The organism is Lentzea sp. NPDC006480, from assembly GCF_040611995.1.
Lineage (GTDB): Bacteria > Actinomycetota > Actinomycetes > Mycobacteriales > Pseudonocardiaceae > Lentzea.
This window is the reverse complement of sequence record NZ_JBEXPJ010000018.1, coordinates 1-21,219: the sequence shown is the minus strand read 5'-3', so window position 1 is coordinate 21,219 and position 21,219 is coordinate 1. Positions and strand designations below refer to the sequence as shown.

Sequence of the window (21,219 nt, the reverse complement as noted above, 5' to 3'; positions counted from 1 at the left end):
ACATACCGCCAACAGTGGCAGCGTTGACACCCTTCGCTAAGATCCTGCCATGCTGCGCAGTGTTGCCGTGGTCCTGATCGACGGGGTCGCGCCGTTCGAGTTCGGTGTCGTGTGCGAGGTGTTCGGCATCGACCGGACCGAGGACGGCGTGCCGCCCTTCGAGTTCCGGGTGTGCGGGGAACGGCCGGGTGAACCCGTCGGCACGAACGTCGGCGTGCAGCTGGTTCCCGAGCTCGGACTGGACGCGCTGGCCGACGCCGACCTCATCGCGGTGCCTGCCGCCAGGTTGCGCGAGCACTACCCACCGGCCGTGCTGCAGGCGTTGCGCGATGCCCACGCGAACGGCGCGACGCTGCTCTCGGTGTGCAGCGGGGCGTTCCTGCTCGGTGAGGCCGGGCTGCTCGACGACCGGCCGTGCACCGTCCACTGGCATCACGCCGCCGCGTTCTCCGAGCGCTTCCCCCGTGCGGAGGTCGACCCGAACGTGCTCTACGTGGACGACGGCGACATCGTGACGAGCGCGGGCACGGCGGCGGGCATCGACGCGTGCCTGCACATCGTGCGCCGCGAGCTCGGCACCGGCCCGGCGACCGCGATCGCCCGGCGGATGGTCGTGCCGCCGCAACGGGAAGGCGGGCAGCGGCAGTTCATCGAGATGCCGGTGCCGACGAACGCGGCGATGAGCCTGCAGCCGGTGCTCGACCAGATGCTGGAGTCGCTCGACGTCGAGCACACGGTCGCCGACCTGGCTCGCCGCGCTCAGCTCTCCGAACGCACCTTCGCCCGGCGGTTCGTCGCGGAGACCGGCACCACCCCGGTCCGCTGGCTGACCGCGCAACGCGTCCTGCACGCCCGCAAGCTGCTGGAGGAGACCTCGCTGGCCGTCGAGGAGATCGCCCGGCGCAGCGGGTTCAGCACGTCGGCGCTGTTGCGGCACCACTTCTACAAGGACGTCGGCGTCTCCCCCAACGCCTATCGCCGCACCTTCTCCAACGGCAGCCTGACCTCGGCGTAAGGCCCACGTAACACCTGGTCCGGGAACATCACCCGGCGCGAGGTGGTTGGATCGACATGTGAGGCACTTCGACCTGGTCATCATCGGTACCGGCTCCGGCAACTCCATCCCGAACGACGCGATGGCGGACTGGAAGATCGCCATCCTCGAGAAGGGGACCTTCGGCGGCACCTGCCTGAACGTGGGCTGCATCCCCACCAAGATGTTCGTCCACACCGCCGACCAGGCCGCGGCGCCTGCGAACGCCAAGAAGCTCGGCGTGGACGCGCACCTCGACGCGGTGCACTGGCCGCAGATCCGCGATCGGATCTTCGGCCGGATCGACCCGATCGCCGAGGGCGGCCGCAACTGGCGCGCGAACGAGAACGCGAACGTCACGGTCTACGAGGGCACGGCGAAGTTCATCGACGCGCACACGATCGACACGGGCACCGGCGAGACGATCACCGCCGACCGGATCGTGGTGGCGGCGGGCAGCAGGCCCACGATCCCCGACATCGCGGACATCGAGACGACCGGCTTCCACACCAGCGACTCGATCATGCGGCTGGACGAGCTGCCGGAGAGCCTGATCATCCTGGGCAGCGGCTTCATCGCGTCCGAGTTCGCGCACGTGTTCAGCAGCTTCGGCGTCAAGGTCACGATGATCGCGCGCTCGAACCTGTTGCTGCGCCACGAGGACCTGGAGATCGCCGAGCGGTTCACCGACGTCGCGAAGCGGAAGTGGGACGTCCGGCTGCAGCGCAAGACGATCCGCGCGGAGAAGACCGGGACCGGTGTCCGCCTGCACATGGAGGGCCCGGACGGCGAGGAAACCGTTGAGGCCGCTCAGCTTCTGGTCGCGGTCGGCCGGCAGGCGAACACGGACCTGCTCGACGCGGGCAAGGCCGGGCTGGAGCTGCACGACGACGGCCGGATCAAGGTCGACGAGTTCCAGCGCACGAGCCAGCCGCACATCCTCGCGCTGGGCGACATCAGCTCCGACTACCAGCTCAAGCACGTCGCGAACCACGAAGCCAAAGTGGTGCAGCACAACCTGCTCAACCCGGACGAGCCGAGGGCGAGCGACCACCGGTTCGTGCCGGCCGCGGTGTTCTCCAGCCCGCAGATCGCGAGCGTCGGCCTGACCGAGGAAGAGGCCAAGGCGCAGGGAATCCGGTATGTGACTTCGTCGCAGGCCTACGCGTCCATCGCGTACGGCTGGGCGATGGAGGACACGACCGGTTTCGCGAAGCTGATCGCCGATCCCGCGACCGGAAAGCTGCTCGGCGCGCACATCATCGGCCCGCAGGCGTCGACGGTGATCCAGCCGCTCATCCAGGCGATGAGCTTCGGCCTGGACGCGAAGTCCATGGCGCATGGGCAGTACTGGATCCATCCCGCGATGCCGGAGCTGGTCGAGAACGCGCTGTTGAACCTGCCGCTGGACTGAAGGCCTTGAACGACAGGGACTTCCGCCGCTGTCGGTAATCGCGTTCACCGACCACCATGCAGCGATGACTGACAGAGTCCTCGTCGCGTACACCTCGAAAATCGCCGCCACCGACGAGATCGCCGAGATCATCGGCACCGAACTCGCCGGCTGCGGGCTGAGGGTCACCGTGCTCTCGGTCGCCGCCGCCGACACGCTGCACGGGTTCGGTGCCGTGATCATGGGCGACGCCGCGGCCCGCGATGCGCATCGGTTCGTACAGCAGCACAAGGTTTCGCTGAAACACACGCCCCTGTGGTTGTTCCACCGCGGCACCCCGCCCGTGCCGAACGACGTCACTCGCATGGTCCGGAAGCTGGGGGCCAACGGGCCGGTGAGCTTCGCGGGTGCGGCACCGGACTGGGATCGGGCGAAGGCGTGGGCCCGCTACCTCGCCGATCAGCTCACGGTGCTGCACCGCGGGTTCGTGTCGAACTAGGCCTGCAGGATGCGGACGTTGTTGCCGGCCGGGTCGCGGAACACGCAGTCGCGGCTGCCCCACGGCTGTTCGGTCGGCTCCTGCACGACGTCGGCGCCGCTCGCCTGCAGCTTGTCGAACACGCCGTCGAGATCGGGCGTGGACAGCTGGATGAACCCGTACGAGCCGGCGTCGATCATCTCGGCGATCGCGGTCTTCTGCGTGTCGGTGAGGCCCTCCGCCATGGCCGGCGGGGAGAGCACGACGGACGTTGCCGACCCCACCGGGGCGACGGTGATCCAGCGCATCGTGCCCTGGCCGACGTCGACGCGGACCTCCCAGCCGAGCAGGTCGCGGTAGAACGCGAGCGAGGCCTCGGGGTCGGTGTGCGGGAGGAACGTGGCGTGAATGTTGATGTCCATGCCGACAACGCTAGAAGCACCGCGCGCACCCCGCTTCTCGATTCCTGACCACCTGCTGACCTGCTGTTCCAGTCACGTCCCAGCGTGATCCAGACGCGTCCCAGAGCCTGCCTGTCGACTTCGGCCCGGCGTCCGAACGGGCACCGCAAGACGACATGCGAGGGGCGAAGAAGAACGTGCGATCCATCAAGAAGACGTTCATCGCGGGAGTGCTGTCCGCGATCATCAGCACGCTGCTGCTGGGGTCGTCCGCGACCGCCGCACCCACCGAGGAAGTGCAGATCTCGGCCGCTGCCGACATCGTGCGCATCGCGACCGCCGAGGTGGGCTACAAGGAGCGGGCGAACAACTGCAACAAGTACAGCGGCGACTGCGCGGCCTGGTGCGGCATGTTCGCCAGGTGGGTGTGGAACAAGGCGGGGGTGAAGAAGCTCCCGCCAGCCGGTTACGGCAAGGCGTGGGTGGCGACGTACTGGGCCAAGTGGGGTGCGGACCAGGGGCTGCTCAAGAAGCGTCCGGCCGGCACCCGCGGAGGGTCCCCGAAGGCCGGTGACGCGATCGTCTTCGGCGTTCCCGGCAGCCTCAACGGCCACGTCGGACTCGTCGTGAAGGTGCACGCGGACGGCACGCTGACCACGATCGACGGCAACCTGTCCGACAAGGTCACCAAGCGCACCATCGACCCGAAGACCGCCACCACCAACGGCGGCGCGGTCTACGGCTACGTGAAGCCGACGTTCTAGATCCGTTCGACCGTGAACTCCTGATCGGCACCACCGGTGCACCGCTCCAGCACCACCTCGGCACCCGGTGCCAGCGGCTCCTGCACTCCGACGCACAGGTCGGTGTGCAGGGGCCGCAGCCGGTAGCGGTCCTGGCCGACGCGTTCGAACCGGAACTGCTGGAACGTCATGTCGTCACGGCACTTGTCCCACGGCTCCAGCCGCGCGCCTTCCTGCACCGAACCGCCCATCGCGCTCAGGCACCCCAGGCCGTTCGCCGGGTGGTCCCACCAGATCCGGTCGTTCTCGCCGCCGAGCGGTTCGATCAACGTCTTCGGCGGTGCTTCAGAACAGGCGCCCTGCACGGCGATCGGTGGCCCGTCGTGCGTCTGCCGGTCCCTGCCCTCGGTCACGCACAGATCCCCCGCCTTCAACCTGGCCGCGTACTTGCCCATGACCGCCGACGAAGGCGTGGTGGACGTGCCCTGGTTCACCATCACCACCAACAACACCACCACCACGACCACTCCAGCCGCCACGAACACCACAGCATTCCGGCGCTTGACGGCACGCGGGGCGCTTTCGTTTGGCTGGAGCACACGCGAGGGCCCCGCGTGCGGGAGAATGTCGGGCGGTTCGGGTTCGGTGAGGATGCGGTGGTGGAGGTCCCGCAGCGGGGAGCTGGGGTCGGTGCCCAACTCGTCGGAGAGAGTGCGGCGCAGGCGCTCGAACCGCTCCAGGGCCTCAGCCGAGCGCCCGCTGCGGTGCAGAGCGAGCATCAGCTGGCCCGCGACGCGTTCGTCGAGCGGATGTTCAGCGGCCCGAGTGAGCAACGCCGGGAGCACCTCTCCGTGCCGTCCCTCCCGCAGCGCGACCTCGGCGCGTTCGGTCTCGGCGACGTGCTTCTCCTGCAGCAACCTGTCCCGCACGGAATCGAGCCACGGCGACCGCAGCCCGGCGAACGGTTCGCCACGCCACAACCGCAGCGCTTCCTGGTGACGGCCGTCGGAAATCAACTGTGAGAACCGGTGCAGATCGACATCGGAAGCGACCAGCGCGTACCCGCCGGACTTCCGCACGATCACGTCGTCGCCGAGCACCTGCCGAAGCCGGTAGAGGTAGCCGTGCAGCGCGTCTCGCGGCTTGGCGGGCGGATCGTCACCCCAGACGCGGTCGGTGAGCTGGTCGAGCGAGACCGGACGCCCGGCCTGCACCGCCAGCACGGCGAGCACGCACTGCTGACGTGCGTGCCCGGTCTTCAGCTCCTGACCGTCCCGCGTGACGACGACGTCGCCGAGAAATCCGAACCCCAGTCCCACGGGGTCAAACGTAGCGAGGACGGCCCGCGATCATGCCCAGAACGGTCAAGGCGGCCAGCAGCACCAGCTGCAGCACGAGCGACGTGGTCCACGAGCCCGTCGCTTCCCGCAGCACGCCGAACGCGAACGGCCCGCTCGCCGCGATCAGGTAGCCCAGGCTCTGCGCCATCGCCGAGAGCCGCGCGGTGTCCGAAGTGGACTTCGTGCGCAGCGACATGACCAGCAACGCCAGCGGGAACATGCCCATGCCGAACCCGATCAGCACGACCCACAGGCCGGGCGCGGCGGACGGCGCCACGAGCATGCCGAAGATGCCCGCGAACGACAGCACGCCCAGCGCCAGCACCATCGGTCCCTGGCTGGAGAACCGAGCGGCGATCGGCGGCACGAACAGGCTGACCGGCACGCTGAGCAGCATCGAGACGGCGAGCAGCATGCCCGCGGTGTTCCGGTCCACGCCCGAGTCCACGAGCATCGCGGGCAGCCAGCCCATGACGGTGTAGGCGAACAGCGACTGCAGGCCGAAGAACACGGTGATCACCCACGCCAGCGGGCTGCGCAGCAACGACCGCTTCTCGGCCGGAGCGGCCGAGCGGACCACCGAGGCTGCCGAGCCGTGGCGCGCACCGGCGAACCACACGATCACCGCGCCTGCCGACAGCAGCGCCCACACCCCGACGGCCATGCGCCACGAGCCGAAGAAGTCCTCAAGCCGTGGCGTGATGGCGGCGGCGAGTGCGGCGCCCGCGGAGAGCGTTCCCGTGTAGACACCGGTGATCAGGCCGACCTTGTCCGGGAAGGACGCCTTCACCACCACCGGGATCAGCACGTTGGACACCGCGATGCCCGCACACGCGATGAAGGTGCCGCCCAGCACGACCCACGGACCGTCGATCACGCGCAGCACCAGGCCGAGCGTGAGCACCCCCAAGGACAGTCCGATCGCACGAGCCATGCCGAGGCGGCGACCCAGCCAGGGGGCCGCGAACGCCGCGAAGCCGAAGCAGAGCGCCGGAACGGCCGTCAACGCGCTGGTCCAAGCGGCCGAAACCCCAAGGGCGGCGCGGACATCGACGAGCACCGAGGCCAGACTGGTCACCGCAGGGCGGAGATTCGCCGCCGCGAGGGCGACCCCGATCGCGAGCAGCGTGGACCCGACCAGCGGAACGTGACGATTCTTGACGACCGTCACCCTGCGACCCGGATCGGTGGCAGTCTGTGCGGCACTAGTCGTCTGCTGAATCGTCACGCGCACCACTATCGCAGACATGGGATGTTCGGATGAAAGGATGACGCTGTGCCGTTGGCCACTACCCGACGTGCAGGCCTCGTCGACCAGGTGATCGAGCAGATGCGAAGCGCGATCACCGGCGGCGAATGGCCCGTCGGGCAGCGCATCCCGCCCGAGCCCGAGCTGGTCACCGCGCTCGGGGTGGGTAGGAACACGGTTCGTGAAGCCGTGCGCGCTCTCTCGCACGCCGGCCTGCTGGAGGTGCGGCAGGGCGACGGCACGTTCGTCCGCGCGACCAGCGAGATCTCCGGCGCGGTCCGCCGCATGTGCGGGACCGAGCTGAAAGAGGTCCTGCAGGTCCGCCGGACGCTGGAGATGGAAGGCGCGCGCCTGGCCGCGAAGCACCGCACCGACGCCGAGCTGGCGCGCCTCACCGAGCTGCTGCGCAAGCGCGACGCGGCGATGGAGGCCGAGCAGTGGGCCGAGGTGATCGAGCACGACACCGCGTTCCACGTGCTGCTCGTGCAGTGCTCGCACAACACGCTCCTAGCGGAGCTCTACCAAGGGTTGACCGAGGCGGTCAAGGCTTCGGTGGCGGCATCTGTCGACACCAGCACGCCTGGTCAGGACCAGGTGTCGCACACGGGGCTGCTGCACGCGGTGCGGGACGGCGACCAGGAGAAGGCGGCGATCGAGGCGGGCGGGTTCTTCGAGGAGCTGATCGAGAAGTTCTGCTGAAAACGCGGACGAAAGTTGTCCGCATGAGCTCATAGCGTGGGGGCCATGGAGATCACGCCGTTCCGCATCGAGGTCCCGCAGGCCGAGGTCGACGACCTCCGTGCGCGGCTGGCTCGGACGCGTTGGCCCGAGGACGACCTCCCCGGCGTCGGCTGGTCCTACGGCATCCCGCTGAGCTACCTGCGCCCGCTCGCCTCGTACTGGGCGGACGAGTTCGACTGGCGGGCGCAGGAAGAGCGGATCAACTCCTACCCGCAGTTCATCACCGAGATCAGCGACCAGCGCATCCACTTCGTGCACGTCCGCTCCGAGAAGCCGGACGCGTTGCCGTTGCTGCTGATCCACGGGTGGCCGGGCTCGTTCGCCGAGTTCCTGGACGTGATCGAGCCGCTGTCGCGCGACTTCCACCTGGTGATCCCGTCCATTCCCGGTTTCGGCTTCTCCGGGCCGGTGCGGAAGACCGGGTGGAACGTGCTGCGCATCGCGTGGGCGTTCGCGAAGCTCATGGAGGGCCTGGGCTACGAGCGGTACGGCGCGCAGGGCGGCGACTGGGGTTCCGGGATCGCGCAGGAGCTCGGCCGGGTGTTCCCCGAGCAGGTCGTCGGCGTGCACGTGAACATGCTGCAGACGTTCCGGCCGTCCGGGGTCAACGACCTGACGCCGGAGGAGCTCAAGTCGCTGGAGTCGCTCGACCACTACCAGCGGGAGCTCTCCGGCTACATGCACGTCCAGCGCACCCGCCCCCGCACGCTCGGCTACGGGCTGACCGACTCGCCGGTCGGGCAGCTGGCGTGGATCACCGAGAAGTTCCACGACTGGACGGACAACCAGGGCGTGCCCGAGGACGCGGTGGACCGCGACCGCATGCTGACCAACGTGTCGATCTACTGGTTCACCGCCACCGCGGGCTCGTCGGCGGCACTGTACAAGGAGGCGTCGGCGTCGTGGGGCCAGCAGCAGCCGACCACCGTGCCGACCGGCGTGGCGATCTTCCCGCACGACATCAGCGTGCCGGTGCGGTCGCTGGCGGAGAAGATGATCCCGACGCTCGTGCACTGGACGGAGTTCGACCGCGGCGGCCACTTCGCCGCCATGGAGGAGCCGGACCTGCTGGTCCAAGACATCAGGAAGTTCTTCGAATCGCTGTGACCACCACACTTTCGAACCGCACGCTCAACCGGACGCTGCTCGCCCGGCAGATGCTGCTGGAGCGGACCAGCATGCCGATCGTCGAGGCCGTCGAGCACCTCGGCGGGCTGCACGCGCAGGCACCGGTGCCGCCCTACCTCGCGCTGTGGACGCGGCTCAAGCCGTTCAAGTTCGAGGCGTTGAGCAAGCTGATCATCGACAAGTCGCTGGTGCGCATGACGTTGTGGCGCGGCACGTTGCACCTGATCTCGGCGTCCGACGTGTACCTGATGCGCACGGCCTTGCAGCCGGAGCTGAACAAGTGGGCGCGCAACGTGATGCCGCCCGCCGAACGGGTCGAGATCGACCTGGACAAGCTGACCCGGATCACCCGCGAGTTCGTCGACACCGACCCGCGGACGGTCGCGGAGATCGGCGCGCACCTGGAGGAGCACTTCCCCGAGGCGAGGGCGCGCGAGCTGTCGACGCAGGCGCAGATGCTGGTGCCGATGATCCAGGTGCCGCCGCGCGGGATCTGGGGCGTGGGCGGCATTCCGCAGAACATCGCGATGACGACGTGGCTCGGCGAGGACCTGCCGGCCGAGGCCGCGGTGCACGAGCTGATCACGCGGTACCTGCGGGTGTTCGGACCGGCGACGCTCGCGGACATGCAGGCCTGGTCGCGGTTGATCGGGTTGAAGGCGCACGCGGCCGGCCTGGATCTGGTGGAGTACCGCAGCGAGGCCGGCAAGGTGCTGCTGGACGTGCCGGACGGCGTGATCGTGGACGAGAGCACGCCCGCGCCCGCACGGCTGCTGCCGGCGTTCGACAGCGTCATGTTCGGGCACGCCGACAAGACCCGGATCATGAGCGACGACGCGCGGGCGCGGTGGGGCGCGGTCCGCAACGCCGTGTTCCCGCCGACGTTCCTGGTGGACGGGTTCGTGCGCGGCACCTGGAACGTGGTGGAGAACAAGGACACCGCGACGCTGACCATCGAGCCGTACTTCAAGACCTTCAAGAAGGACATCGCGGGTGTGGTCCGCGAGGCCAAGGCGGTGCTCAAGGTGATGGCGCCCAAGAAGCGCCACGTGATCGTTGCCCCTTAGGGCGGGAATTCCTGCCCTTGTGCGTGCCTGGGGGTCGTGTTCCAGGTCGCGAGGCCCGGTCACGCTCGTGCCATGGTCGCCGCACGCCGGTCAGCCGACGAGAAGGTCACGGCCGCCCTCGTGGACGGCAAGCGCAAGGCGGGCCCCGGTGTGCACGCCTTGCTCGCGCTGCAACGGGACGCGGGCAACGCGGCCGTGGGCGCGCTCATGGCGGCCAAGCAGAAGCAGCCGGACTCGGCGCCGATCGACGCCGCCCTGAAGGAAGTGCGCGGTTCCGAGCCGGACGTCGACACGGTCGAGAAGGGTTTGAAGGCGGCGCAGTCGGCCGGGGTGCCGGTGACGCTGGAGGGACCGAAACCGCCCGCGTCCGCGCTGGCCGTGACGACGACCGGGTTCGGCCCGAACGCCGTGCCGCCCAAGAAGCCCGTGCCACCACCGAAACCGGTGCCTGCTCAGTCGAAGCTCGGCAAGGCGGGCGCTCGTCCGGCGGCTGCGGGCGGTGGTCATTCGGCGAAACCCGTTGCGGCGCCTGCGGTTCCTGCCATTGCGGCGGCGGATCCGGCGTTCATGCAGGTGACCGCGAAGGTGAAGGGGTTCGCGGCGGCCAAAAAGGCACATCCGCCTGCTGCCGCGAAGGCCAAGGAGGCACAGGACGCCGCGCAGGCGCCGGCCGACGACCTGGCCGGGCAGGCGAAGGCCTCGAAGGTCGACTCGATGGACGCGCAGCAGGCCGGGTCGTTCGACAAGCAGGCGTTCATCGCGGCGGTGAAGTCCGCGATCGAGGCGAAGTCGCCGAAGACGTTGCAGGACGCGACAGCACCTGCGGGCAAGGCCGACGGGGTCGCGTCCGAAGTGAAAGGCATGGTCTCCCAAGGCAAAGACGGCCAGGCACGCGACATCGCGGCCGCCACGGACGCGCCGCCGGACCAGTCGAAGGCCGTGCCGAAACCCGTCACGCCGATGGCCGCGGAGAACCCCGGTGCTGCCGCGTCGATCCCCGCCGCGGGCGCCGTGCCGAAGCCCGCCGCACCGGCGCGGACCGACCTGTCCGCTGGCAAGCAGCAGGTCGCGCAGGAACAGGGTGACGTCACCGACGAGCAGCTGCGGCAGTCGAACGAGCCGCAGTTCCAGCAGGCCCTGGACGCGAAGAGCGCGGCCGCCGCGCACGCCGACACCGCGCCGGGCCAGTTCCGCGCGCAGGAACAGCAGGTGCTGGGCCAGGCCAAGGCCGACGCGTCCGCCGAGACCGCCGCGGGTGTGGCCGGCATGCAGGGCGCCAAGGGTGCCGCGCTGGCGAAACTGGTGGCGGACAAGGGGAAGACGAAGACCAAGGACGAGGCCAAGCGCGCCGAGGTGACCACGCGCGTGCAGGGCATCTTCACGGCCACCGAGGCCGCGGTGAAGAAGATCCTGGAGGGCATCGACCCGAAGGTCGACGAAGCGTTCACCAAGGGCGAGGCGCAGGCGCGGCAGGCGTTCGAGGCGTTCGTCGCGGCCAAGGTCAACGCCTACAAGCAGGACCGCTACTCCGGCTGGCTCGGTGGCTACCGCTGGGCCAAGGACAAGCTGCTCGGCATGCCGGACAAGGTGAACGAGTTCTACACCGCCGGCCGCGAGCTGTACCTCAAGCAGATGGACGGCGTGATCTCGCGCGTCGCCGACATCGTGGGCACCGATCTCTCCCTGGCCAAGCAGAAGATCGCTTCGGGCAAGGCCGAGATCGCGGCCTATGTGAAGACCCTGTCGCCGGACCTGCAGAAGGTGGGCGCCGAGGCGTGCTCGGAGATCAACTCCAGGTTCGAGCAGCTCGAAAGCGACGTCACCGACAAGCAGAACTCGGTCGTGGACTCCTTGGCCAGCAAGTACGTCGAAGCGCGCCAGGGCCTCGACGAGCGCATCGAAGCGTTGCAGGCGGAGAACAAGGGCCTGGTCGACGCCGCGCTCGACGCCGTCAAGGGCGTGCTCAACACCATCCGCGAGCTCGCCGCGATGCTGCGCGACGTGCTCTCCCGCGCGGCCGGAGTCGTCGGCGACATCATCAAGAAGCCGGTCGAGTTCCTCGGCAACCTGATCGCCGGTGTGAAGGGCGGCATCCTCAAGTTCAAGGACAACATCCTCGACCACCTGCGCAAGGGCCTGATGGGCTGGCTGTTCGGCGCCTTGGCCGAAGCGGGGATCGAGCTGCCGGAGAAGTTCGACCTGCGCGGCATCGTCAAGCTGCTGGCGTCGATCTTCGGCCTGACCTGGTCGAACATCCGCAACCGCCTCGTTCGCCAGATCGGCGAGAAGGCCATGGCGGCGGCCGAGAAGGGCGTCGAGATCTTCCAGGTGCTGACCACGCAGGGCGTCGCGGGCCTGTGGCAGATGCTGCTGGAGAAGCTCGGCGACATCAAGAACATGATCCTGGAGCAGGTGAAGGACTTCGTGATCACGAAGATCATCACCGCCGGCATCACCTGGCTGATCGGGCTGCTCAACCCCGCCGCCGCGTTCATCAAGGCCTGCAAGCTCATCTACGACGTCGTGATGTTCTTCGTGAACAACGGCAGCCGCATCATGAAGTTCGTCAACACCGTGATCGACTCCGTGGCCGACATCGTGCGCGGCAACGTGGGCGGCGTCGTCAACAAGATCAACGACGTGCTCGGCCAGATGGTCCCGATCATCATCGGCTTCCTCGCCAGCGCGATCGGGCTGGGCGGGATCGGCGCGAAGATCAAGTCCATCATCGAGACGCTGCAGAAGCCGGTGAACAAGGCGCTGGACTGGGTGATCAAGAAGGGCCTCACGCTGGCCGGGCCGATCATCAAGGCCGCCAAGGGCGTCGGCGCCAAGGTGAAGGCGAAGGTCGCCGCGGGCAAGGCGTGGGTGAAGGGCAAGGTCGACGCGGGCAAGGCGTGGGCCAAGGACAAGTGGCAGAAGTTCCGGCAGAAGGCACCCTTCACCGCCCAGGGCAAGGCGCACAACGTCATCGTGTCCGCCGACCACCCGAACGACGTGCGGATCCTGGTCGCGTCGAAGCCGAAAACGCCCGCCCAGGCGATGAACGACGCCATGGCCGCGGCCGACCTCGACGGCCCCAGGCTGAGCGCCTACCGGGAACGCGTCGCGGTCGCCGCGAACAGGGAGAGGGCACTGCGCGAGCTCGCCCGCCAGACGATGATGAGCGCCGGTCCGCACATGGGGGTGTCGGTGAACATGCTCCCGGAGGCGAGGGCGCTGGCCGACGCGATCGCCGCGTGCTGGGACCTCATCGGCTACGACGGCGAGGCGGTCGGCCGGACGTCCCATCGGCGCGGGGAGGCGGGCGCCGCCGGCGATGTGCACCAGCACAACAAGAAGGGCAGGCAGTACGACGACGACCTCAAGGGCGAGGAGCGCAAAGCCGCACGGCTCGAAAGCGAGCACGTGATCCCGTGGGGCTGGGTCCAGGAGATCGTGCACAAGCTGATGCAGCTGGGCGAACTCCCCGGCCAGAAGCCGTCGAGGGCGTACAAGCGGATGACGACCGTGATGGTCTACGAAAGGGCGGCTGAGCTGAAGACCACCCAGCTCACCAGCAACGACGCCGAGTTCAAGAACTGGATCAAGGGCATCAGCCCGGAGGAGGCCAGGCTGACGCTGGCCGACCACCTGCCGAAGCTGGTCGAGTCCAGGGTGCAGATCATCGTGAGTGCGACCGAGGTGTACGTGGAGAAGGTGAAGCGGGACAGCAACGGCCAGATCGTCCTGGAGAAGAAGCCCGACCGCGCGACGATCGTCCGCGCCACCGCGGGACAGCTGGCCGAGATCTTCGCCGCGGTGCGCGAGGCACGGCGTTAGGGCTCAGCGAGCGACCTGCTTGATCACGTCCAGCGCCGCCGTGATGGCCGGGCGGCGAGAGGCCTGCTTGCGCCACACCGCGTACAGCTGCCGCGCTGGAGTGGGCCGCAACGGCACCACGCGCACGTTGTCCGGCACCTCTCCCCTGCCCAGCCGCGGGATGAGCGCGACCCCGATTCCCTTGGCCAGCAACGCGTACTGCGTGTGGTACTCGTTGACCCGGTAGGCCAGCTCCGGCTCGATGCCCGCCGCGTGGAACGTGCGCACCAGCCAGTCGAAGCAGATCGACCCCTCGGACTGGCACATCCAGCGCAGCCCCGCGAGGTCGGCGGGTTCGAGGAACTCCTTGTGCGACAACGGGTTCGAGGCCGGGATCAGCACGTCGGCCACGTCCCGCAGGATCGGCATGCGCGACAACGAGTCCGGCACCGGCAGCGGGGTGTTCTCCCAGTCGTGCACGATCGCGAGGTCCAGCTCGCCGCGTGCCACGGCCTCGCCGGCCTCGGGCGGGTCGATCTCGGTCAGGCGCACGTCCAGCGCCGGGTGCTGGTCGGCCAGGCCCGCCAGCACGTCGGGCAGGAGGCCGCGTGCGGCCGTGGCGAACGAGCCGACGCAGAGGCGGCCGATCGCGGCGCCGCGTTGTTCCTCCAGGGCGACCTCGGCCTCTTCCACGAGCTTGAGGACCTGCCCGGCGGTCTCGGCGAGCAGGAGCGCGGCGTCGGTGAGGCGAACGCCCCGGCCCTGGCGTTCCAGCAGCGTGGTGTGGGTTTCGCGTTCGAGCTTGGCGATCTGCTGCGAGACCGCGGACGGCGTGTAGCCGAGCACCTCCGCCGCGGCGCCGACCGTGCCGTGCGTCGCCACGGCGTGCAGTGCTTTGAGCCTTCCCAAGTCGAGCATGTAGCAATGCTAAACCCATACCCTAAGCAAGCGGAACTAGTGCTAAATAGTTAGCGCGTGCAAGCTTAGTTCCATGAGTCCCCGACACATCCTGCTCGCCGTGCTGGTCGCCGCCATCTGGGGCTTCAACTTCGTCGTGCTCAAGATCGGCCTGGACGAGTTCCCGCCGATCCTGTTCTCGGCGCTGCGGTTCCTCGCCGCCGCCGTGCCGGCGATCTTCTTCGTGGGACGGCCGCGAGTGGCGTGGCGCTGGATCATCGCGGTCGGGCTGGTGCTCGGCGTCGCGAAGTTCAGCTTCCTGTTCATCGGCCTCAAGGCGGGCATGCCGGCCGGGCTCGGGTCGCTGGTGCTGCAGAGCCAGGTGATCTTCACGACCGTGTTCGCCGCCGTCGTCCTGCGCGAACGGCCGCGGTCCGTGCAGGTCACCGGGATCGTGCTCGCCGTCGCGGGCATCGGGGTGATCGCGTGGGACTACGGCCTGAGCTCGCCGCTGCTCGGGTTCATGCTGGTCCTCGTGGCGGCGGCGCTCTTCGGCGCGTCGAACGTGCTGATGCGTTACGCGAAGCCCGCGGACACGCTGCGGTTCATGGTGTGGGTGAGCGCGGTGGCGGTGCTGCCGTTGTTCGCGCTGGCGTTCCTGACCGAGGACGTGTCCGCGCTGGGTCGCCTGAACTGGGCCGGGGTGGGCGCGATCGGATACGTGGCGTGGATCTCGACGCTGCTCGGGTTCGGCATCTGGGGGTTCCTGCTGCGCAAGTACGAGTCGTCCGTCGTGGCGCCGTTCTCGTTGCTGGTGCCGGTGTTCGGGATGTTCTCGGCGTGGCTGTTCCTCGGCGAGGACGTGACCGTGCTGCGGGCGGCGGCCGGCGGGCTGGTGCTGCTGGGCCTCGCTATCCCGCAGCTGGCGGGGCGCCGGGCGGCACGAACGGCAGCCCCGCCGGTGCTCCTCGTTCCAGCAGGTCGATGACGGCCTTGGTGTCGAGGTTCTCCGCGACCAGGTCGCCCAGGAGGTTCAGCTGAGCCTCGCGGGCGGCCTGGAAGCTCACCTCACCGGGCACGAAGTCCCTGCCCGCACGATCAGCGGCCCAGACCAGGAACTTGCGGCGGAACGTGTCGTTCTCCAGCAACCCGTGCCAGTGCGTGCCCAGCACTCGTTCGGTTTCGGCACCTTCATCGGCCACCAACGGCTGTTCGGTGCTGCGCACGACCTGGCCGTGGTGGATCTCGTAGCCGGTGACGGGCTCGTCCCACGCAAGAGCAGCAGGCCTGGCAAGGGTTTTCGAAGGCTGGAAGCGGATGTCGACGTCGAGCAGCCCGAGCCCTGAAACCACGCCGTTCTGGGACTCGACGTCGTCCTCGATGCGCTTCGACAACATCTGGAAGCCGCCGCAGATGCCCAGGATCGGGCCGTCGAACCGCTGGACCGCCTCAGCCAGGCCGGTTTCCCGCAGCCACGCGAGGTCGGAAACGGTGGCCTTGGAACCGGGCAGCACCACCAGGTCCGCGTCCGCCAACCGGGACGGCTCGGTCACGAACCGCACGGAAACCCCTGGCTCACAAGCCAAAGCCTCGACGTCGGTGGCGTTGGAGATGCGCGGCAACCGGATCACGGCGACCCGCAGCCAGTCCTTCACGGGTGGCTGCGGACGGCCGATCACGCCGTCCGCGTTGTAGGACAACGAGTCCTCTGCGTCGAGCCACAGCTCTTCACGCCACGGCAGCACACCGAGCACCGGCCTTCCGGTCAGCGCCCTGAGCTGGTGCAGGCCCGGTTCGAGCAGACGGGCATCGCCGCGGAACTTGTTGACGACAAAGCCGGACACCAGCGCCTGGTCAGCGGCGTCCAGCACCGCCACCGTGCCGAAGAGGTGCGCGAACACACCGCCGCGGTCGATGTCGCCGATCACCAGCACGGGGAGCCCCGCCCGCGTCGCCAGTCCCATGTTCGCGATGTCGTTGGCACGCAGGTTGATCTCGGCCGGCGACCCCGCGCCCTCGCAGATGACGACCTCGTGACCGGCCCGCAGACCGTCCAGAGTGGACAGAACCGTGTCGAGCAGCTGGTGCTTGCGTTCCCGGTAGCTCAACGCGGAGACCTCACCGACCGCCTGGCCGAGCACCACGACCTGTGACGTCCGGTCACTCCCCGGTTTCAGCAGCACGGGGTTGAATCGCACGCTGGGCTCCTTGAACGCCGCCCGCGCCTGCACCGCCTGCGCCCGCCCGATCTCCCCGCCGTCGAGTGTGACGAACGAGTTGTTGGACATGTTCTGCGCCTTGAACGGCACGACGTCAACGCCCTGGCGTGCCAGAAAGCGGCACAACCCGGCGACCAGAACGCTCTTGCCCGCGTCCGAGGTCGTCCCACAGATCAACATCGCGCCCCGCATGGACGCCAATGCTGCCATCATCACCCACATGGTCTCCGTCGTGCTCATGCACAGCCCGTTCCTCGGCCCGTCGAGCATGCGTCCGCTCGCCGACGAACTGGCCTCCGACGGGGTGGCCGTGCTGCTGGTCGACCTGCAGATGACCGTCAACGAGGCACCCGTCCATCAGCGGCTGATCGGCGCTTTCGCGGACGCCCTGGAGGACTCCGGCGTCGGCGGCCCCCTGGTTCTCGTGGGTCACAGCGGCGCCGGGCCGTTGCTGCCCTGCTTCGCGGACGCGCTGGAGCTGGAGGTGGCGGGTCTGGTGTTCCTGGACTCCCACCTGCCGACGCCGGGCAAGGCGTGGCGCGAGACCGTCGATCCCGCGCTGGTGAGCCAGGTCAAGGCGTCGGTGCGCGACGGCAGGCTGCCGCGCTGGGACCGGTGGTTCTCCGAGGACCCGTTGCGGCTCGTGCCCGCCGGCCTGCGCGAGGAGATGCGCGACGAGGCACCCGAGGTGCCGTGGGAGTTCCTGAAGGAGCAGCGCCCGGTCGTCGAGTGGTCCGGGGCGTGCGGGTACGTGCTGCTGTCCGCGGTCTACGAGGACCAGGCGGACAAGGCCGAGGCGCTGGGGTGGCCGGTCGAGCGCGTCGAGTCGCACCACCTGGCGGCCGCGACGTCGCCTTCGTCGGTCGCGGCCGCGCTCAAGGCAGTGATCAGCAGACTGTGAGGATCTCCGCGCCGTCGTCGGTGACGACGAGCGTGTGCTCGAACTGAGCGGTCCAGCTCTTGTCCTTCGTGGTGACGGTCCAGTTGTCGTCCCACATGTCGTGCTCGAAGTCGCCGAGCGTGATCATCGGCTCGATCGTGAACGTCATGCCCGGCTCGAGCACCGTCTTCACCGACGGCTCGTCGTAGTGCAGGACCACGAGCCCGCTGTGGAACGAGCGGCCGATGCCGTGGCCGGTGAAGTCGCGCACCACGCCGTACCCGAAGCGCTTGGCGTACGCTTCGATCACGCGGCCGATGACGTTGATCTCACGGCCGGGCTTCACGGCCTTGATCGCGCGCATGGTCGCCTCGTGCGTGCGCTCGACGAGCAGCCGGTTCTCCTCGGAGACGTTGCCCGCGAGGAACGTCGCGTTCGTGTCGCCGTGCACGCCGCCGATGAACGCCGTCACGTCGATGTTCACGATGTCGCCGTCCTCGACCACCGTGGAGTCCGGGATGCCGTGGCAGATGACCTCGTTCAGCGAGGTGCAGCACGACTTCGGGAAGCCGCGGTAGCCCAGCGTCGACGGGTACGCGCCGTTGTCGCACAGGAACTCGTGCGCCACCGCGTCGATCTCGTCCGTCGTCACGCCGGGAACGACGACCTTGCCCGCCTCCTGCAGCGCCTGGGCGGCGAGGCGCCCGGCGATCCGCATGGCCTCGATGATCTCCGGCGTCTGCACCCACGGGTCGGTGCCGCGCTGCGGCGCGGGCTTGTCCACGTACTCGGGACGCACGATGCGCGACGGCACCTGACGCCGCGGAGACTGGACACCGGGTTGCAACGGGGCACGAACAGCCATGCGCTCCAGCCTACTTGGCGACGACCGAACCGCCTCGGACCTGGTCCTTGCCGCGCATCCACGGCAGCTCGACGGGGGTGTCCCATTCCTGCGACTCGCGCGGAGCCGGGAGCAGCACGCCCGCGCGGAGCAGGCGCTCCCGCAGGGGGAGCAGGTCGGGTCGAGTCATCACGGCACCGCCTTCAGGAACCTCGCCGCCACCTCCACGGCTGGAGTTGAAGTTTCTCCGCTCAGGACCAGCGTCGCGAACGCGAGATCGCCTCGGTAGCCCATGAACCACCCGTGTGAGTGCACGCCGTCGCCGAACTGCGCGGTACCAGTCTTGCCGCGCACATCGCCGAACGGCTTGAGTTGCGGTGCAGTGCCGTAGTCGACGACCTCGCGCATCATCTGCCGCACCGGGTCGAGGGCGGCCGCGGGCGGCGCGGTGGGCTGTTTGTCCGCTTTGGTCTCCTTGCCGCGCACCAGCTGCGGCACCGGCATCGAACCCTTCGCGATGGACGCCGAGACCAGCGCCATGCCGAACGGCGACGCCAGCACCTTGCCCTGGCCGAACGCGTCCTCCGCCCGTTCCACGACGTCGGTCGCGGGCGGCACGGACCCGGTGATGGTGGTCAGACCGGGGATGTCGAAGTCGACGCCCAGCCCGAGCGACAGGGCGGCGTTCGGCAGCAGGTCCGGCGGCATGTCGACGGCGAGCTGCGCGAACGTCGTGTTGCAGGAGAACGCGAAGGCGCTGCGCAGCGGGATGGTGCCCTTGTCGAACTCGTTGGAGTTCGGCACGATCCGGCGCCCGTCGATCGTGGTCTTGCCGGGGCAGGGCAGCGGCGTCTCGGCGTTGACCTTGCCGGACTGGATCGCGGCGAGCGCGGTCACGGCCTTCTGCGTGGAGCCCGGAGGGAAGCGGCCGGTGAGCGAGATGGCGCCCTGGGCGTCCGCCGGGTCGTTCTGCGCGACGGCCAGGATGTCGCCGGTGGACGGCTGGATGGCGACCAGCACGGTCGGCTGCTGCACGGGCTCGACAGCGTCCTCGGCCGCGGCCTGGATCGCCCGGGAGAGCGCGATGTTCACGGCTTTGGCGGGTTCGGGGGCCTTCGAGAACAGCTCCTCGACCTCGGTGCCCTGCCCGTCGACCGTGGCGATCCGGAAGCCCGCATTGCCCGCGATGTCGTTCTCGACGAGCTTGCGCACGGCGGGCAGCACCTGGGAACCGAAGTTGCGGCTCGGGGCCAGCAGCGACGTCTGCGTGCTGAACCGCACGCCGGGCAGGTCGTAGATCTTGGCCTTGACGGACTGGTAGTCGGGATCGCGCAGCGCCGCGACCTGGTACGCCTGGCCTTCTGGGGTCTTGCCGGCGCCCTCGGTGATCGACTGCTGGGTGATCGCCTTGTCGAGCGGGGTCAGCGCGTCCGAGAGGGACTTGGCGACGGCGTTGACGTCACCGGCCTCCTTCGCGACCAGGAGGACCGACACGACGCGTTCGGGGGCCAGCAGCGGCGTGCCCTCGCGGTCGAGGACCGGGGCCGGGTCGGGCTTGAGGTCGGTGAGCAGGATCGACTGCTGCGGGTTGAGCTTCGGGTGCGCCACCGACGTCTGCCAGTGCACCTTCCAGAAGTCGCCCTCCTGGCGCACGTCGAACTTGGTCGGGTACGTCCAGTGGCGGTTCTTGTCGAGGTCCCAGTCGAGGCTGACGGACGCCTCGGAGGCGGTCTCGCCGTTCTTGCGCATCTGGTCGACCTTGCTGGTCAGCCCCTTGGGCTTGAGGGCTGCCCGGAACTTCTCCAGGGTGTCCTTGGCCTCGTTCGGGTTGTCCGTGAGGTTCGCGGCGCCCTGCACGTCACCGGACGCGAGCTTCGCCAGGAAGTCGTTGGTGATCTCCGGGGCACCCGGTTCGGACTTGAACAGGCCGCAGCCGCTCAGCGTCAGGACCATGACCGTGATCGTCACCGTGATCGTCGCGAGGCGCACCTCGGCGAGTATGCCCGGTCAGAAGAGGACCGTGGCGTATTGCCCCACCTGTTCGAAACCGATCTTGCGGTAGGCGGCCTGGGCGACGTGGTTGTAGCCGTTGACGTAGAGGCTGGCCGTGCGGTTGAGGACGCGTGTCAGGCGGTCCGCCACCGCTGCGGTGCCGGCGGTGCCGATTCCTGCTCCCCTGCGGTCCGGGCGGACCCAGACGCCCTGGATCTGGCCGACCCTCGACGACATCGCGCCGATCTCCGCCTTGAACACGACCTCGCCGTTCTCGAACCTGGCGAAGGCTCGTCCGGCCGCGATCAGTTCGCTGACCCTGGCTCGGTAACCGGCGCCGCCGTCTTCCGCGCACGGGTCGATGCCCACCTCTTCGATGAACATCGAGATGGCCGCGGGGAGGTAGCGCTGCAGTTCGCTGGGACGGACCTGGCGGACCAGCGGGTCCGGGGTGATCTTGGGCGTGCTGGAGATCGCCATCAACGGCTGGTCACCGCGCACCTCACGGGCCGGTCCCCAGTCGGGCTGGAGCTCTTCCCAGAGGGTTAAGACCTGTTCGGCGGGCCCGACGAGCGACGAGCACAGGCGACCGCGGCGTCTCGCGCGGTCGGCGAACATGCGCATCGCCGACGCGCTGCCCTTGAGCGGGATCAGGTTCGGGCCGGAGAAGCAGAGGCCGTCGACCTTGCCCCTGATCGGGCGGGTGTCCGAGCCCCACATCTCGCCGCCCAGGCGCCACGGGTCCAGGCCGGCTATCTCCACCCTCGCGGCGACCATGCACGCGGCTACGGGGTCGTTGTCGAAGACCCCGCGTACATCGATCAGGTCGCGTTCGTCCAGCACGCGCGCTCCGGCCAGCCTCAGCACGTCACCTAGCGTGCCAGATGAGATGTACCTGTGGCATCAGCCAACTGTGCGGACCGGTCGTGACGGTGCGTGGGTGACCGGGGCCGGGGCCGAGCACGATGAGGTCGGGTCGCATGCGTGTCACGGCGGCGTGCGTCAGCTCGTTC

Annotated in this window: 19 protein-coding genes; 10 read left to right on the top strand and 9 right to left on the bottom strand. The window is 68.9% G+C overall.

The genetic code is table 11. The features are described 5' to 3' along the window. Positions 1 to 49 precede the first annotated feature (49 nt). From ABZX92_RS10170 to ABZX92_RS10160, 3 genes are all read left to right on the top strand, one after another. Entirely contained in the window at positions 50 to 1,015 is a 966-nt protein-coding gene (locus ABZX92_RS10170; protein ID WP_355556070.1) for a helix-turn-helix domain-containing protein, read from the top strand. 58 nt (positions 1,016 to 1,073) lie between these two features. Continuing rightward, the gene (locus tag ABZX92_RS10165) at positions 1,074 to 2,447 is read left to right on the top strand and encodes a mycothione reductase (protein ID WP_355556067.1); all 1,374 of its coding nucleotides are present in this window, start codon (positions 1,074 to 1,076) and stop codon (positions 2,445 to 2,447) included. Between the two features lie 64 nt (positions 2,448 to 2,511). After that, positions 2,512 to 2,925 carry a hypothetical protein gene (locus tag ABZX92_RS10160; protein ID WP_355556064.1) on the top strand — a complete coding sequence of 138 codons (414 nt, stop codon included), beginning with the start codon at positions 2,512 to 2,514 and terminating at the stop codon, positions 2,923 to 2,925. On the opposite strand, the gene ABZX92_RS10155 is transcribed toward ABZX92_RS10160, so the two are convergent. Then, the gene (locus ABZX92_RS10155) at positions 2,922 to 3,326 is read right to left on the bottom strand and encodes a VOC family protein (RefSeq protein ID WP_355556061.1); all 405 of its coding nucleotides are present in this window, start codon (positions 3,324 to 3,326) and stop codon (positions 2,922 to 2,924) included. The two genes, ABZX92_RS10160 and ABZX92_RS10155, sit on opposite strands and share 4 nt — an antisense overlap. A 176-nt stretch (positions 3,327 to 3,502) precedes the next feature. Here ABZX92_RS10155 and ABZX92_RS10150 point away from each other — a divergent pair, with 176 nt between their 5' ends. After that, positions 3,503 to 4,069: a CHAP domain-containing protein gene (locus ABZX92_RS10150; protein ID WP_355556058.1), complete on the top strand. Its 567-nt coding sequence runs from the start codon at positions 3,503 to 3,505 to the stop codon at positions 4,067 to 4,069. On the opposite strand, the gene ABZX92_RS10145 is transcribed toward ABZX92_RS10150, so the two are convergent. Both ABZX92_RS10145 and ABZX92_RS10140 read right to left on the bottom strand, forming a co-directional pair. Further along, entirely contained in the window at positions 4,066 to 5,367 is a 1,302-nt protein-coding gene (locus ABZX92_RS10145; protein WP_355556055.1) for a BTAD domain-containing putative transcriptional regulator, read from the bottom strand. The genes ABZX92_RS10150 and ABZX92_RS10145 overlap by 4 nt on opposite strands. A 4-nt stretch (positions 5,368 to 5,371) precedes the next feature. Then, positions 5,372 to 6,559, bottom strand: coding sequence for an MFS transporter (locus ABZX92_RS10140; RefSeq protein WP_355556052.1), 1,188 nt, complete (start codon positions 6,557 to 6,559; stop codon positions 5,372 to 5,374). Between the two features lie 105 nt (positions 6,560 to 6,664). Here ABZX92_RS10140 and ABZX92_RS10135 point away from each other — a divergent pair, with 105 nt between their 5' ends. The 4 genes from ABZX92_RS10135 (at position 6,665) to ABZX92_RS10120 (ending at position 13,395) form a co-directional block, all read left to right on the top strand. Further along, positions 6,665 to 7,336 carry a FadR/GntR family transcriptional regulator gene (locus tag ABZX92_RS10135; RefSeq protein WP_355556050.1) on the top strand — a complete coding sequence of 224 codons (672 nt, stop codon included), beginning with the start codon at positions 6,665 to 6,667 and terminating at the stop codon, positions 7,334 to 7,336. A gap of 45 nt (positions 7,337 to 7,381) precedes the next feature. Next, complete coding sequence (locus ABZX92_RS10130) at positions 7,382 to 8,485, top strand: epoxide hydrolase family protein (protein ID WP_355556047.1); 1,104 nt, start codon at positions 7,382 to 7,384, stop codon at positions 8,483 to 8,485. Then, positions 8,482 to 9,573, top strand: coding sequence for a winged helix DNA-binding domain-containing protein (locus ABZX92_RS10125; protein ID WP_355556044.1), 1,092 nt, complete (start codon positions 8,482 to 8,484; stop codon positions 9,571 to 9,573). The genes ABZX92_RS10130 and ABZX92_RS10125 overlap by 4 nt, the downstream gene beginning before the upstream one ends. A 72-nt stretch (positions 9,574 to 9,645) precedes the next feature. Further along, positions 9,646 to 13,395 carry a hypothetical protein gene (locus ABZX92_RS10120; protein ID WP_355556042.1) on the top strand — a complete coding sequence of 1,250 codons (3,750 nt, stop codon included), beginning with the start codon at positions 9,646 to 9,648 and terminating at the stop codon, positions 13,393 to 13,395. Between the two features lie 3 nt (positions 13,396 to 13,398). On the opposite strand, the gene ABZX92_RS10115 is transcribed toward ABZX92_RS10120, so the two are convergent. Then, positions 13,399 to 14,292 (bottom strand): LysR family transcriptional regulator, encoded by an 894-nt coding sequence (locus ABZX92_RS10115; protein WP_355556039.1) that lies wholly within the window; start codon positions 14,290 to 14,292, stop codon positions 13,399 to 13,401. Between the two features lie 73 nt (positions 14,293 to 14,365). On the opposite strand from ABZX92_RS10115, the gene ABZX92_RS10110 reads away from it, so the two are divergent. Next, positions 14,366 to 15,259 carry an EamA family transporter gene (locus ABZX92_RS10110; protein WP_355556036.1) on the top strand — a complete coding sequence of 298 codons (894 nt, stop codon included), beginning with the start codon at positions 14,366 to 14,368 and terminating at the stop codon, positions 15,257 to 15,259. Here ABZX92_RS10110 and ABZX92_RS10105 read toward each other — a convergent pair. Beyond that, positions 15,183 to 16,682 (bottom strand): cobyric acid synthase, encoded by a 1,500-nt coding sequence (locus ABZX92_RS10105; protein ID WP_355556240.1) that lies wholly within the window; start codon positions 16,680 to 16,682, stop codon positions 15,183 to 15,185. The two genes, ABZX92_RS10110 and ABZX92_RS10105, sit on opposite strands and share 77 nt — an antisense overlap. A 28-nt stretch (positions 16,683 to 16,710) precedes the next feature. Between ABZX92_RS10105 and ABZX92_RS10100 the strand changes: the two genes are divergently transcribed. Continuing rightward, the gene (locus ABZX92_RS10100) at positions 16,711 to 17,391 is read left to right on the top strand and encodes a hypothetical protein (protein ID WP_355556034.1); all 681 of its coding nucleotides are present in this window, start codon (positions 16,711 to 16,713) and stop codon (positions 17,389 to 17,391) included. On the opposite strand, the gene map is transcribed toward ABZX92_RS10100, so the two are convergent. From map to ABZX92_RS10080, 4 genes are read right to left on the bottom strand one after another with little or no spacing between them, the layout of a single operon-like run. Then, entirely contained in the window at positions 17,378 to 18,235 is an 858-nt protein-coding gene (map, locus tag ABZX92_RS10095; protein WP_355556031.1) for a type I methionyl aminopeptidase, read from the bottom strand. The two genes, ABZX92_RS10100 and map, sit on opposite strands and share 14 nt — an antisense overlap. A gap of 10 nt (positions 18,236 to 18,245) precedes the next feature. Next, entirely contained in the window at positions 18,246 to 18,404 is a 159-nt protein-coding gene (locus ABZX92_RS10090; protein ID WP_355556029.1) for a hypothetical protein, read from the bottom strand. Next, a complete protein-coding gene (locus ABZX92_RS10085; protein ID WP_355556026.1) occupies positions 18,404 to 20,203 on the bottom strand; it encodes a penicillin-binding transpeptidase domain-containing protein in 1,800 nt (599 codons plus the stop codon). The genes ABZX92_RS10090 and ABZX92_RS10085 overlap by 1 nt, the downstream gene beginning before the upstream one ends. Positions 20,204 to 20,221: 18 nt before the next feature. Continuing rightward, the gene (locus tag ABZX92_RS10080) at positions 20,222 to 21,073 is read right to left on the bottom strand and encodes a GNAT family N-acetyltransferase (RefSeq protein WP_355556023.1); all 852 of its coding nucleotides are present in this window, start codon (positions 21,071 to 21,073) and stop codon (positions 20,222 to 20,224) included. Positions 21,074 to 21,219: the final 146 nt, after the last annotated feature.

Coding starts and splice junctions, on each gene's coding strand:
- map (WP_355556031.1), bottom strand. CDS start 18,235: ATGGCTGTTCGTGCCCCGTTGCAACCCGGTGTCCAGTCTCCGCGGCGT.
- ABZX92_RS10160 (WP_355556064.1), top strand. CDS start 2,512: ATGACTGACAGAGTCCTCGTCGCGTACACCTCGAAAATCGCCGCCACC.
- ABZX92_RS10155 (WP_355556061.1), bottom strand. CDS start 3,326: ATGGACATCAACATTCACGCCACGTTCCTCCCGCACACCGACCCCGAG.
- ABZX92_RS10110 (WP_355556036.1), top strand. CDS start 14,366: ATGAGTCCCCGACACATCCTGCTCGCCGTGCTGGTCGCCGCCATCTGG.
- ABZX92_RS10115 (WP_355556039.1), bottom strand. CDS start 14,292: ATGCTCGACTTGGGAAGGCTCAAAGCACTGCACGCCGTGGCGACGCAC.
- ABZX92_RS10090 (WP_355556029.1), bottom strand. CDS start 18,404: ATGACTCGACCCGACCTGCTCCCCCTGCGGGAGCGCCTGCTCCGCGCG.
- ABZX92_RS10100 (WP_355556034.1), top strand. CDS start 16,711: ATGGTCTCCGTCGTGCTCATGCACAGCCCGTTCCTCGGCCCGTCGAGC.
- ABZX92_RS10170 (WP_355556070.1), top strand. CDS start 50: ATGCTGCGCAGTGTTGCCGTGGTCCTGATCGACGGGGTCGCGCCGTTC.
- ABZX92_RS10120 (WP_355556042.1), top strand. CDS start 9,646: ATGGTCGCCGCACGCCGGTCAGCCGACGAGAAGGTCACGGCCGCCCTC.
- ABZX92_RS10130 (WP_355556047.1), top strand. CDS start 7,382: ATGGAGATCACGCCGTTCCGCATCGAGGTCCCGCAGGCCGAGGTCGAC.
- ABZX92_RS10105 (WP_355556240.1), bottom strand. CDS start 16,682: ATGCGGGGCGCGATGTTGATCTGTGGGACGACCTCGGACGCGGGCAAG.